General features: G+C 41.1%; 12 protein-coding genes. 7 read left to right on the top strand and 5 right to left on the bottom strand.

All coding sequences use genetic code 11. The annotated features are described in order from the left end of the window. Positions 1 to 18: 18 nt before the first annotated feature. The 3 genes from GWD08_RS01270 to GWD08_RS01280 form a co-directional block, all read right to left on the bottom strand. Entirely contained in the window at positions 19 to 1,227 is a 1,209-nt protein-coding gene (locus GWD08_RS01270; protein ID WP_159547879.1) for an NAD(P)/FAD-dependent oxidoreductase, read from the bottom strand. Between the two features lie 14 nt (positions 1,228 to 1,241). Continuing rightward, a complete protein-coding gene (locus GWD08_RS01275; RefSeq protein ID WP_159547877.1) occupies positions 1,242 to 2,144 on the bottom strand; it encodes a prenyltransferase in 903 nt (300 codons plus the stop codon). A 157-nt stretch (positions 2,145 to 2,301) separates the two neighbouring features. Then, positions 2,302 to 3,522 (bottom strand): peptidoglycan bridge formation glycyltransferase FemA/FemB family protein, encoded by a 1,221-nt coding sequence (locus tag GWD08_RS01280; protein WP_159547875.1) that lies wholly within the window; start codon positions 3,520 to 3,522, stop codon positions 2,302 to 2,304. Positions 3,523 to 3,859: 337 nt separating this feature from the next. Here GWD08_RS01280 and GWD08_RS01285 point away from each other — a divergent pair, with 337 nt between their 5' ends. The 5 genes from GWD08_RS01285 (at position 3,860) to GWD08_RS01305 (ending at position 8,527) form a co-directional block, all read left to right on the top strand. Further along, entirely contained in the window at positions 3,860 to 4,624 is a 765-nt protein-coding gene (locus tag GWD08_RS01285; RefSeq protein WP_159547864.1) for a (S)-acetoin forming diacetyl reductase, read from the top strand. A 518-nt stretch (positions 4,625 to 5,142) separates the two neighbouring features. Then, positions 5,143 to 6,291: a betaine/proline/choline family ABC transporter ATP-binding protein gene (locus tag GWD08_RS01290; RefSeq protein WP_159544662.1), complete on the top strand. Its 1,149-nt coding sequence runs from the start codon at positions 5,143 to 5,145 to the stop codon at positions 6,289 to 6,291. Continuing rightward, positions 6,291 to 6,923 (top strand): ABC transporter permease, encoded by a 633-nt coding sequence (locus tag GWD08_RS01295; RefSeq protein WP_159563950.1) that lies wholly within the window; start codon positions 6,291 to 6,293, stop codon positions 6,921 to 6,923. Before GWD08_RS01290 ends, GWD08_RS01295 begins: the two co-directional genes overlap by 1 nt. 6 nt (positions 6,924 to 6,929) lie before the next feature. Further along, complete coding sequence (locus tag GWD08_RS01300) at positions 6,930 to 7,853, top strand: osmoprotectant ABC transporter substrate-binding protein (protein ID WP_159544658.1); 924 nt, start codon at positions 6,930 to 6,932, stop codon at positions 7,851 to 7,853. Further along, on the top strand, positions 7,850 to 8,527 hold the full coding sequence (locus GWD08_RS01305) for an ABC transporter permease (protein WP_159561586.1): 678 nt from the start codon (positions 7,850 to 7,852) through the stop codon (positions 8,525 to 8,527). The genes GWD08_RS01300 and GWD08_RS01305 overlap by 4 nt, the downstream gene beginning before the upstream one ends. 262 nt (positions 8,528 to 8,789) lie before the next feature. Here the strand turns inward: GWD08_RS01305 and GWD08_RS01310 are convergent, their stop codons facing one another. Further along, positions 8,790 to 9,287, bottom strand: coding sequence for a GNAT family N-acetyltransferase (locus GWD08_RS01310; RefSeq protein WP_159544654.1), 498 nt, complete (start codon positions 9,285 to 9,287; stop codon positions 8,790 to 8,792). A gap of 439 nt (positions 9,288 to 9,726) precedes the next feature. Next, the gene (locus GWD08_RS01315) at positions 9,727 to 10,287 is read right to left on the bottom strand and encodes a GNAT family N-acetyltransferase (RefSeq protein WP_341871809.1); all 561 of its coding nucleotides are present in this window, start codon (positions 10,285 to 10,287) and stop codon (positions 9,727 to 9,729) included. Between the two features lie 575 nt (positions 10,288 to 10,862). Between GWD08_RS01315 and GWD08_RS01320 the strand changes: the two genes are divergently transcribed. Beyond that, positions 10,863 to 11,135: a lactococcin 972 family bacteriocin gene (locus GWD08_RS01320; protein WP_159547860.1), complete on the top strand. Its 273-nt coding sequence runs from the start codon at positions 10,863 to 10,865 to the stop codon at positions 11,133 to 11,135. A 106-nt stretch (positions 11,136 to 11,241) separates the two neighbouring features. Next, positions 11,242 to 13,254: a DUF1430 domain-containing protein gene (locus tag GWD08_RS01325; RefSeq protein ID WP_159563952.1), complete on the top strand. Its 2,013-nt coding sequence runs from the start codon at positions 11,242 to 11,244 to the stop codon at positions 13,252 to 13,254. Positions 13,255 to 13,383: the final 129 nt, after the last annotated feature.

The raw sequence follows: 13,383 nt of genomic DNA on the forward strand, positions 1-13,383 counted from the left end.
CTAATAGACAATCCAATCTTAATGGTATAGATCAAAGCGGCCCTTGGCGAGCAGCTCTTTTAAGCCACCCATCTCTACCAATGATTTATTAACAATGTTCTTTTTGACAAAGGAAGCCGGATAACCCTTGACCTTTGCCTTACCAACCAGTCCCAAGGCGTTGGTATTACCAATCGAAGCTACTGTTCCAAGGGCTTTATAAGTAAAATCTTCTAGAGCTTCTCCTTTTAGCTGATGGACAATGTTAGTGGCAACATGTGCACCCATCCGAGTTGCTATTTGCGCAGTAGTTGGGAAGGGGCGATTCGTTTGTGAATCCATAAAGGCCGAAACATCACCAATAATGTAGACATTGTCATGATTTGGATCACGCAAATCGGCGTTGACCACCACACGACCGCGCCGTTCATTAAAACCAGACTCTGTCATCACGGCGCTACCACTAACACCCGTTGTCCAAACAATCGTTTCAGCAGAAATGGATTGCAGTGGCGCAGCATCTTCTTGGCTAGTGACATAAACCACTTCGCCTGGTTTGATTTCTTTAATCATTGAACCTAGCATTAGAGTGATGCCTCGTTTTTTAATGAGATCTACGCCATACTGGGCTAGCTTATCATCAAACATTGGCAAAATGCGCTTGGCTGCTTCAATGCAGACAATCTCAATGTCATTTTCTGAGACGCCCGCTAGCTCAGCATAACGCTTGCGCTCATCTGCAAACGCTCCTGCCAATTCAACACCAGTAAAGCCAGCTCCACAAATCAAAATACGTAAGTAATTTTTATCTTTTGTTTCTCGGTATTTAGCCATCATATTAACAATATGATGATGAATATGCTCAGCAGTATCAATGTCAACCATTTGTAGGGCATTTTCTAACGCCCCTTTAATACCAAAGGTTTCAGAGCGAAAACCAAGCGAGACAACAACAATATCATAGGTAAGGGTTCTATCACTCTTTAGGACCACGCTATTTTTTTCAGGGATAACTTGTGCCACTTCGTCTTGGATAAAAGTGACCTTATCATTAATAACATCGGCTACTGGAAAAATAATCTTCTCTTTTGAATGACTACCAGCTGCTACTTCGTGCAACTCAGTCGCCTCGTAATGATATTTATTGCGATCAACCAGCGTGATATGGAAATCACCTGAATGCTTTTGTAGGCTGCGCACAGCCTTTAATCCTGCATAGCCAGCTCCTAAAACTAACACTTCTTGCATAATGTGTCACCCCTCTATAAAATAAACATACCAAGAGCGTACAATAGCACGTAGGTTATCGAACCAACTGCTAAAATACGCACCGCACAGATAAATGTCTCGCTTTTGACTTGCTTTTCGAGCAAGAGTCGCGTCTGCTTAGTGATATATGGAATCAACAGCAAACAAAAAACAACTGATGCCGGAGCAAGTCCCAAGCCCGCTTGTATTACAATAGCTATCATTGCCAAAACATTAGCCAAAACGAACAAGATAAGCCCATATCGACGCCCTGTATAGTGAACGAGCGTGTACCGATGATTGCTTTCATCTTCTTCCTTATCACATAAGTTATTGGCGAGCATCAAATTAGCAATCCACAGGGTATTGGGTAAGGCAATGAGAAAAACTTGACCTAAATGCTCAAAATCCCAGACAAATTGCTGATAAGTGTTTAGATAGACACAGATTAGGCTAATCATGAAGCCCATGGTAAATCCTGAAAAAAGCTCACCTAAAGGCAGGCTTGACAGGGGGCGTGGCCCTGCTGAATAAAGAATACCAATGGCAAAGCAAAAAAGTCCCATTAGTAACAAGGGCCAGCCAACCAAATAGGTTAAGATCAGACCAATGATTGCCGAACTAGCAACCAGGCCCATCATCACTTGCTCAATCAATTTTAGTGATAGATTTTCTCTTCCAATAATGTTAACTTCTTTTTTATAGCTACTATTGATCGCCTTTTGATAATCGTTGTAATTATCCCAAATATCCACGAACATATTAAAGAAAAACATGGCTATAAAAAACAACATAACATAAATCGGATGTACCGATCCATAGTAATAATAGCTAAAGCATAAACCAATCAAAAAAGGTAAAACACTAGCTGTTTTTGCTTTTATTTCTACCAATTCTAAAAATTGAGTTAAGGACATTCAAGGACTCACTTTCAAAATATACTTTAACATTATTATTATAAAAGAAAAGCTTGAAATAAGAAACCAATTCGATTGCATTTTGTACAGATTCTCACAAAAAATGAGTCTTACTCATCTAAGAGGGTAAATTGTTCTCATTATTTTAATTTTAGGACTACTGCCGCTTGCGACATTTTTTACCAAGCTGATATATCTGATAAAAAAGAGGGTAAAAAGGGTGTACCGGAATGTCAAATTCCCCAATAAACTCTTCAATTGTCGGACTAAAATGTGATTTGAAAATCGTCAAACCATCATTAAGCTCCCCTTCAACACCGCCCATATTAGCCCACCTGATTTGCTTGGCTGAGGCATCTGTAAACACCCGCGGGTAAAGAAGATACTGCGGGTAGCATTTTTTAAAGCGGTCATCCATCCCGGCATAGAGCATCTCCATCACATCCCCATAAGCGACCGATAAAATTCCTGCTACCGCAGGATTATCAGCCGATTCATTTTCCTGATAGTGCTCAAATTCTTCAATATATTTGTCCAAAGATCTTTTTTGATCATTGAGCATCTGCAGACGCCGCTTTTGATGCTGCGGTGTTTGAGCAAGCGCCTGCTTGACCTGACTCAGATGCTCACGAAATAGCTCAAGCTGAGCATCAATGTCAATTTTAGCAAAATGCAAAAAAGCATCCTCCCCATAAACAGTCATCAATCTGGCAAAGTAATCTCGGTTTCTTAGGGAAATCTGCTTGCGCGTCTTGGTCTTAGCAATCAGCTCACAAAAAGCATCCAGCTGATCAATTGACCCTCTAATCGTTTGCACTCCCCGCTTTTTGGCGTCTGCCATTAAACGTTTCGTGTGCTTGGGAAATGGGATCTCTCTGTCTGGTAAAAGATATTTGTTAGCTTGAAAACGTGGTTGAATACTCTCAGCCATCCGACTGGTCAAACCAGCCCATTTAGCTCCCGCTGCTAGTAAATGGTTGATAGCCTGCTCGCCTTCTTTGGCAATCTGGACTTCTTGCCCAATCCTAAATTGCCTATACAAGACAGCCGGGTCACACTTAATAAAGAGGGCTTTTTGCGCTTTGCCATAGGCTTTAAGATAGCTCAGCGTTTTGTGAACCAAGCAAGCATTCCTATAATCCATAACAGGCCCACGTGGAATATAGATAAGCGAATAACCCAGCGGCAGCCTCTTAATAAGTAAGCTCATCGATGCGACTTGAACGCCCGCCTGGTAAATGCCAATCCGTTCGTTTTCCCAGTTATCTTTAACCTTAGCCCAGCGACTACTTTGTAGAAGGTTAATTTGCGCGTGACCTGTCACAAAGCTATCGTGTTCTGCTTCTGAAATACCAATTTTACAACTATACCGTTCCATCTCATATCCTTTTCATATTATCCAACTATTTGGTTCACTTATTTATTCGAAAAAAATGAGACTTCTTTTTGCTAAAAGCTAATTTTTTTGATATTTATTCATTTTTTGTAGAAACAAGGCAAGCCTGCCAGTCAGCTGAACTCTATCTGCTTTAGGACTTAGCAGCATGGGAGCTTAGCGATAACCCCTTAAATGAACAAACTTGCGAAAAAACCATGGAAAAATGGAAACTGCCATTCAAAAAGTTGCAATATTTTGAATATTAAAAGAAAATGCTTGAAAGCGTTTCACAAAAGTGGTACACTTAAACTATCAAACAAAGAAAAGAGGACTTACGATGGTAAAAGTAGCTATTGTCACTGGAGCAGGCCAAGGAATCGGACTTGCCATTGCCCAAAGACTTCATAAAGATGGTTTTAAAATTGGCATCGTGGATTACAATAAAGAAACTGCCCAAGCAGCTGTTACCAAATTTCCAGAAGGAGATGCCTATGCCGCTGTTGCTAACGTTGCTTCGCGTGAAGAGGTCTTAACGGCTTTTGATCAAATCGTTTCTCACTTTGGTGACTTGCATGTGGTGGTTAATAATGCTGGCGTTGCCCCTACAACTCCTCTTGATACTATCACTGAAGAACAATTCTCAAAAACCTTTGCGATTAATGTCGGTGGGACCATTTGGGGAGCACAAGCAGCGCACAAGCACTTTAAACAACTAGGCCACGGTGGGAAAATCATTAATGCCGCTTCTCAAGCTGGATGTGTCGGAAATCCTAATCTTACCGTCTATGGGGGAACAAAATTCGCCATTCGTGGTATTACCCAAACCTTGGCGCGTGATTTAGCAGAAGAAGGCATTACGGTCACAGCCTATGCTCCTGGTATTGTTAAAACTCCAATGATGTATGACATTGCCCATCAAGTCGGTAAAAACGCTGGAAAAGATGATGAATGGGGTATGCAAACATTTGCTAAAGACATTGCCCTCAAACGCTTGTCTGAACCCGAAGATGTTGCAAATGCCGTTGCTTTTCTTGCAGGTCCAGATTCTAATTATGTCACTGGCCAAACCCTTGTCGTTGACGGTGGTATGGTCTTCCATTAATGAAAAAAGCTGACCATGTCAAAGATAGACCTTTTGGGCGATGGGTTTTTCTGTCCTTAATGCTATTTTTGAGAGGAAAAGCCAACTGATAAAGGATATTACCGCTAAATGAGGTAGGCACAAAACATTCTGATAAGACTTGTTTCCTGTATTAAAACGAACAGAAGACAAGTCTTTTACATTGGGCTGATTGTTCCTTGCGACCCAAACGACCTTTGCCATAAAACTTGCTTGACAGCTGGGCCATTCTACAGAAAACTTGACAGCTCTAGCTCGCCACAACATGCCTAAACCGCCTAGCTGTCGGACTGATTCTACTTAGCCCTCAACTTCATGTAAAGAAGACTGTAAACAAGTGCTAGGTAAGCTGTTTGGTCGGTTTACAGCTCTGTAAACGAGCTAAACACAGCTGCTGTGAGCGATTAGCACGAGGTCAAATGTGATTTTATCACAAGAATAGAGTATAATGTAAGTAATTCAACGATTGTTTGAGAGACTTTAAAGAAATGGAGAGAAGTATGGAGCAACCAATCATTGCATTTCAAAACATCAGTAAAGTATACGGGGATAACGTCGCTGTTGAGAAGATGAGTTTAGAGGTTATGCCTGGCGATTTTATTTGTTTTATCGGGACCAGTGGCTCCGGGAAAACAACGCTTATGCGGATGGTTAACCGGATGCTAAAACCAAGTAGTGGTAAGATTATGTTTAAGGGAAAGGACATCGCCAGCTTTAATCCGGTCCAATTAAGACGAAAAATCGGCTATGTGATTCAAAACATCGGCCTCATGCCGCACATGACCATCTATGAAAATATTACCTTAGTTCCTAAACTGTTAAAATGGCCAGAAGATAAAAAAATGGCCAAAGCTAAAGAATTAATGAAGTTGGTCGAGCTTCCCGAGGAATATCTAGAACGCTACCCTTCTGAATTATCAGGCGGCCAACAACAACGGATCGGGGTAATCCGCGCTCTCGCTGCCGAACAAGATATTATCTTAATGGATGAACCTTTTGGTGCACTAGATCCTATCACGCGCGAAGGGATCCAAGATCTGGTCAAAAACCTGCAAGAAAAGATGGGAAAAACCATCATTTTAGTAACGCACGACATGGATGAAGCCCTAAAATTAGCAACAAAAATTGTTGTCATGGATAAGGGCAAAATGATTCAAGAAGATACGCCAACCGACCTCCTCCATCATCCCGCCAATAGCTTTGTCGAAAAAATGATCGGGCAAGAACGGCTGCTGCGAGCCCAGTCTGACATTACACCGGTAAAATCCATCATGGTCAAAAATCCTGTTGCTATTACTGCCGATAAACCGTTATCTGAAGCAGTTACCCTCATGCGACAACGACGGGTTGATACTCTCTTAGTTACTGATAAGGAACGCTTGATTGGCCTTATTGACCTTGAATCCTTAAGTAATTATTACCAAAATAACCTTTTAGTATCTGATCTCATGACCGAGGTTCCCTTTAGCGTCCAAGAAGATGCCATCTTACGCGACACCGCACAAAGAATCCTCAAACGCGGCCTCAAATTTGCTCCAGTTATTGACAAAGACAAACGACTTAAAGGCATTATTACAAGAGCCTCACTGGTGGACATGCTCTATGACTTTATCTGGGGCAGCAATGACCAAGACAAGGAGGAAAGGTAATGGTTACATTTCTATCTCAATACGGTAGTAGGCTCCTTGTAAAAACCTGGGAGCAGACCTACATCTCAGCCACGGCCTTAGCTTTTGGGATTATCGTGGCAATCCCACTAGGTATCCTTTTAACCCGCTTTCCTAGAGCCGCCAAACTCACCATCGGCATTACCGGGATGCTACAAACCATCCCCAGTTTAGCACTCTTAGCGATGATGATCCCAATTTTTGGCGTGGGCAAAGTACCTGCGATTGTTGCTTTGTTTATTTACTCTCTTTTGCCCATTCTAAGAAATACCTATATTGGTTTAAACAATGTCAGCCCCGTGCTCAAAGATAGTGCCAAAGGAATGGGCATGGAGCCTATCCAGTCCATTTTTCAAGTAGAGTTGCCCCTAGCAATGCCAGTTATCATGGCTGGCGTACGCTTATCAGCTATCTATGTCATTGCCTGGGCTACCTTGGCTTCTTACATCGGTGCAGGCGGCCTGGGTGATTTGATTTTTAGTGGCCTAAACTTGTTCCAACCCGAATTAATTATTGGAGGAACTATTCCTGTCATCGCCTTATCACTACTGTCTGATTATCTGCTTGGCTTATTAGAAGACCGGCTCGTACCAAAACAAAGAAGGGAGGCGTAATCACTCATGCGCAAAAAAATCTACGCTTTCACAGGCTTACTGGTCGTGATTATCGCAGCCTTCTGGTCCTATCTTGCTTTTAACGGCCAAAGCACACCGAGAATCAAAGTTTCTGCACAGAGTTCGACAGAATCTAGCATCATGGCCAATGTAGTCGCTGAGCTCATTAACCATGAAAGCAAATACCAGGCAACTATTATTCCTAATCTTGGTTCTTCAAATGTCTCACATCAAGCCCAATTACGTGGCGATGCTGATATTTCAGCCACCCGTTATACCGGAACAGATATTACGGGCGCTCTTGGCATGGCGGCTATTAAAGACCCCAAGGAAGCCTCTAAAGTTGTCAAACGCGAGTTTGCCAAACGTTTTGATCAAACCTGGTTTCCCACTTACGGCTTTTCTGATACCTATGCCTTTATGGTGACCAGCGACTATGCTAAAGAAAATGGGCTTACGACCATTTCAGATATGGCAAAAATCAAAGACAGCGCCAAAGTCGGTATTGATAGCACTTGGATGAATCGTAAGGGAGACGGTTACCCTGATTTTACTAAAACGTATGGCTTTAGCTTTGATCACATTTCTCCTATGCAGATTGGACTAGTCTATGATGCCGTAGCCAGTAATAAAATGCAATCTGTTTTAGGGTATTCAACAGACGGGCGCATCAAAAGTTATCATTTGACGATTCTTAAAGATGATAAGCACTTTTTCCCACCTTATGAATGTTCCATGGTTGTTAACAACAAACTCTTGAAAAAATACCCTGAATTAAAGCCATTGCTTCACCGGCTTGATGGCCAAATTAGCTTAGAAGAAATGCAATCTTTAAACTACAAGGTGGATGACCAATTATTAGAACCTTCCGTAGTTGCCAAACAATTTCTTGAAAAGCATCATTATTTTAAAGAGGGGGATAAAAAATGAGTGATTTATCACTTTGGCAACAACTAATCTACTATTTTAACCATAACGGCACTTATATTTTGACACAGTTTTTAAGGCATTTTCTCATTTCTGCCTATGGGGTAATGCTTGCCGCTCTTGTTGGCATTCCTTTGGGCATCTTGATTGCCAGACGACTCACCCTGCGAAAAGTGGTTCTTGGTGCAGCTAATGTCCTACAAACGATTCCCTCACTAGCGATGCTCTCCATTCTCATGCTAGGTTTGGGCTTAGGGACAAAGACCGTTATTGCGACTGTTTTTCTCTATTCCTTATTACCTATCATCAGCAATACCTACACCGGTATAAAAAATGTCAGCGATGATTTAGTTGATGTCGCAAAAGGTATGGGGATGACCAAAAGCCAGCGTCTCTTTATGGTCGAACTTCCTCTATCGCTCTCTGTGATTATGGCTGGGATTCGAAACGCCCTAGTCGTTGCTGTTGGGATTACAGCCATTGGGGCCTTTGTCGGTGGTGGTGGCTTAGGAGATATTATCGTACGTGGTACCAATGCCACCAATGGCGGTGCTATTATCCTTGCTGGTTCCCTACCAACTGCCTTGATGGCCATCTTATCTGATAGCTTATTAGGCTTGCTCCAAGGCTTCCTAGAACCAAAAGGCAATCGGAAAAATAAGAAAAAGACCAACTAAAATCACCCTATCATCTAAGACTGAGTCAGAAGCCCGATTACAACTATAAAAAAGCAAGACCAGCTAGTTTCCTATTAAAGGACAACGACTGGTCTTGCTTTTTTTATGAACAGTTTCCCCTACGGTAAACCTGACGATAAAGATTTTTTAAAATGAAAAGTATTCTAATCTAGCCTGTGTTTTTTAGGCAAATCTCGTAACGCTGCTGCAGTTGCAAGTAAAGGGGTCTCTAAAGTACAGCCTATATAGCCAAGGCAAAAGATTACAAAGCTAGCTGTAATAGCCGCATGCTTCGACCAAAACGATCCGTCACCTCACGCACAAAGTGAAAACCAGATTTTTCATATAAGCCTTGATGAGCAGTAATTGTATAAATCTCCGTGAAACCACTGGCTTTTGCAGTTGCAAGAATAGCCTCTACCAAAAAACGGCTCAAGTCTTGTCCTCTATGTGATGGTGCAACATATACTGTTGATAAAAAAGGACCAAAATCAGGCTTTTCAATAATATCTTCCTGCAAAAGACTAGCAAAGCCAATTAAGGTTTGCTCAGCATCTGTCAAAGTAATCACATAATCTGTTGCAGCTAATTCTCCCTCAATAATCTGCTGATACAAATAAGCACCGGCTTTCCACTCCACATCCCGGATCTGCGTTAAAATGGCTTGCGGTATGCCTTTACCCTGATAAGCAGCAACTGTCTTTAACTGCCCAGCTGCTAATTGCTTAGCAATCACACGTTGTTTTTCGGAATGAGTCATCTCCTACCTCCATTATAAAATCAATTATTAGTAACAACACAGTTTAAAAGCCAACCAAGCTACCTAGGTTTTTTTAGCTGGCTCTTGTTGAAATTCCAGACCAAGCAAGCCCTAGCCTGGAAAAAAGTCTCCTGCATCAAGTGCCCACCAGATCAAGTGATTACAGCCAATAGCCTAAAAACAGAGGCTCACAGCTAGCACCACACCTCCTCCATAAAGCAAAGATTGTCTGCTTGCTAACCTAAACAACAAGACAAGCAACCACAGCAAAGCGCTTAAGAAACTGTTTAAAAACGACAGCAAAAGCAAACTACAAGCAGCCCTACTGATTTGCCACATCTTTTGTCACATCCAAGCTATCTATGAAGACGGTGAGAAATCTCTTACGTATTACTATAACCATTGTCATGCAAAATTGCAATTTTAAGCAACCTGATTTTTATAGGACTATGGCATATAAGCATTCTAAAGAACTTTTTGTTGCTTGCTTGTTTAATCGCCCAGCTGAAACAGACAGCCTCTTCATGCCTAATTTTTCCATCAGGGCATAGGAAGCCTGATTCTGGCTATCACAGCGCGCAATAAAATGATTAACATGAAAGTTTTCAAAAAAATACCGCATCGCAGCTTTAGCTGCCTCAAAAGCAATCCCCCGCCGCCAAAAGGCCCTGTTTACAATCCAGCCAATCTCAGCAAAGTCCTCATCAGCAATCTTCGTAAGGTTCAATCCCCCAACATGCTCGCTCTGATAGAGAATCGCAAAATCAAGTTCAAACTCCTGTTCAGAATACTGTTGCCAGTTCTGTTCACAGTTTATTAAAAAGTCTTTTGTTTCCTTGATCGAATCGCTGGGCAAATGAAGCATATAGCTGTTAGCCTCTTTGTCTTTAGCATAGCTATGAGTTGAAGCCATAAACGCCCTATTCATTGGCTTGAGTTCTAATCTTTTTGTAACTATAGTGAACATAACACCGCTCCTTATTATTGGTTTTTCTTTCATTTCATGACCCTTAGCTTGACAAGGCGCGTGAGCATTTCCGTCAATTTCTTTAAATCAATTGCCGAAAAAAACATGAATCTGGCCGATGTCATGCACTAGCCACGAGTCCCAAAAACAGTTCAGAAAAAGTTCGTATAGCTTTCACACCACACAGATACAAGACTATTGTACACTAAAACGAAGACCAAAAGTGACCTAAAAATAGCTCGCAGCCAGCGAAAATAGCATTTCCCCTTACCCTTTTAGAAAATAGTGACTGACAAATACCTCAAGAGTGAGGCCAGAGCTAGCTGGAACCTGAAATGGACCAACGTTTGCTTTTAAGCCTCTAAAAAATGCTAAATAGTAGTTGCAGTTGATGATGAGAAATAGTAAAATGAGATAAATAAAATAAAAACATTATAAAATTAATTAAAGATTAATATTAAAGCTTGTATGATGAAGCCTCATAACTACTGAGCAAACGAGAGTTACAAAAAATAAGCTAAAATCAAAAAATTACTTTCTGTGATGAGGGACACTTGACACTGAACAAGCTAGGAACTTTTATTAGGTGATAACAGTTTACAGTACTTGTGCCAGCACTTACTGCTTTGTTGTTGACCATTGCTCTTCCAGTTCTGGCTGCATCTCATCAAGGGGGAGTTTGGACATATGGTGGTCACCATGATCCAAATAATTGGGGAGCTTTTTCAAATTATTATCACCGTTCAAGCTGGCATTGGTCCTATGTGGGCAGTGCCGCACGTAACAATCAACGAACGGCTACAGCAGGAGCGCGTAGCACATCCTATGCATTTATCAATACAAACTTTGGTGAACAGGTCGTATTTGATGCTGGAAAATAATTCCTTCGTCTAAGTTTTAGTGACTGTTTACGATGTCACTTATCATGAGTAAACCTTTGAGGGACAGGAGAACTTCTGTCCCTTTTTAGAAAAGGAGAACTGCTGTATGAAAAGAATGTTTGTCCTAATATCTAATGTATTAGTGACTTTCTTTTTAGTCTGGGTATTTAACATTTGGTCAGATTCTTATGTCTCTTATTTTTATCCCAATGTTTCTGTATTTGATACCTCAAGAGAGGTTAGCTTTGCTAACGTTTCAAAAAGCATGGCAGCATTAGCAAAAGAAACAAACAGCCTTATCGCCATTCAACATCAAGAACCTGGTTCAGATGGGACGCCTATTTTTTCCTATTCTACTTTTGGAACGGGAAACCTGCCTACAAATCTGTCTAGAAAAACAAGGAAAAGCGCGCAAAAGAGTAGCGTAGAGACTAATTATTTTATTTTTAGAGGGAACTTAAACGTAGACAGATTACGAGACACACTCAGTGAGGTGGGCTTGACAAACCTACACATCTCCTCTCCCTCTCATCTAAATATTCTAGCCGCTATCTTTGGCTATGGCTTTCAGTTAATCGGCCTATTGATCTTTACATTAACTTTTGGCTCACTTAGTTTAATTGGACAGATTCGGACTTTGAGATCAGCTGGCATTCGACTGATTTCAGGTGAGCGGAGATGGAAAATTTTTCTGAGCCCCGTTGCCTGCGACTTATTAAACAGCTTTATTGGCATGAGTCTTGGGCTTAGCTCTGCCATCCTATTGAAAAGTTTTATTTCCTTTCCTACCATTGGCTTTTATACCATTGCTACGGGATTAGTCGTGTATAACCTTACACTTTTAGCTATATCACTTCTTTTTGCCAGCCTATTTGCAGTTGGCATTCACAAGGTGCATCTCATGCAGGTGATAAAAGGCCAAATACCTGTGCGAGGAATCATTAGCTTAATCTTACTAGGGCAATTATTAGCTGTGGTTATCGTATCTATAGGAGTTAGTCGGACATTGCTTTATTCTCAAGCTTGGCACCAACAAGAGCACGGAAATAAAGCCTGGTCTAGGGAAAAAGCATTATTTGCCCTAAGCTTGGGACGAAGTGGAATAAGGCCAGGATTTGATGATGACGCTATCGCAAAGCAAAAAACCTGGTTTAAAGTGATTGATCACGCTGTCGCAAAACAAGGAGCACTCTTATCTCGCCACTATTTAGCAGAGCACGGCCTTCAACAAGGACCAGCTTCATCTCATGTCACACCTCCCACTTTTCAAGAAAAATACAATCCACAGGGAAATGTACTAATAGTGACTCCTAACTATCTAAAACAGCAACAAGTCGTCGTAGCATCTGATATTGAAGAGAAAATGACTCACCTGACTACTGGAGAATTTGTGCTCCTCTTACCAAAGCATCTCAAATCAGAGACAAAACACTATAAGGCAACCTTTGAAAAGAATATAACTGATTTAATGTCTAGTCGACATGCGCACCAAGACATGGTTGCAACCCTAGCGTATTTAGAGACCGGACACGATCGCTTCATTTATAATACAACACCAATAGCCTACCAGCAGTTCTTAAGAGACCCCATAATACTAGTATTAACACCCCAATCAACAGGACCACAAGCGTTTTCGTTTTGGGCGCAGGCACTTCAATCTTATTTCTTTTTTAACCATTTAGATGATGCACAAAAACTGATTAAAGCATACGGACTTGAAAGTTGGGTAGGCGAATTTCAGTCTGGTTATGCCAGCCATCAAAGTTTATTGAAGAAAATCCAAAGGGAAGTATTAGCGATGGTTGCCGAGGCAATCTTGGGAATACTGACTGCTCTACTAATGTTCAACACAATGAATAAACTGTATTTTGAAGAATTTAGACGTGATATTTTTATTAAGCGTATCGCTGGTCTACGATTTTTAGAGATTCACCGTAACTACCTCTTCTTACAGATAGTTGTATATGTGCTTGGCTTTCTAACTAGTATTTTTCTAGCAACTGATATAGTAATAGCTCTCTTTGTGCTGCTATTATTTATTGGAATAGCAACGCTACAATTACACATTCAAATGCAAAGAGAAAATAAACTGTCTATGATGATTTTGAAAGGAGCCTAGAAGAATCATTCCCGTAGTTAGTTATTCCATAGCCATCATAGCTTTTCAAACCCTCAAAAAAGAAAAATCGCCACGTTAAGTAGCGATTTCAGATTGAAGACAAAGCTCTAGGAATTGATTTTTCTAGGG

Source organism: Streptococcus halichoeri (assembly GCF_009870755.1).
GTDB lineage: Bacteria > Bacillota > Bacilli > Lactobacillales > Streptococcaceae > Streptococcus > Streptococcus halichoeri.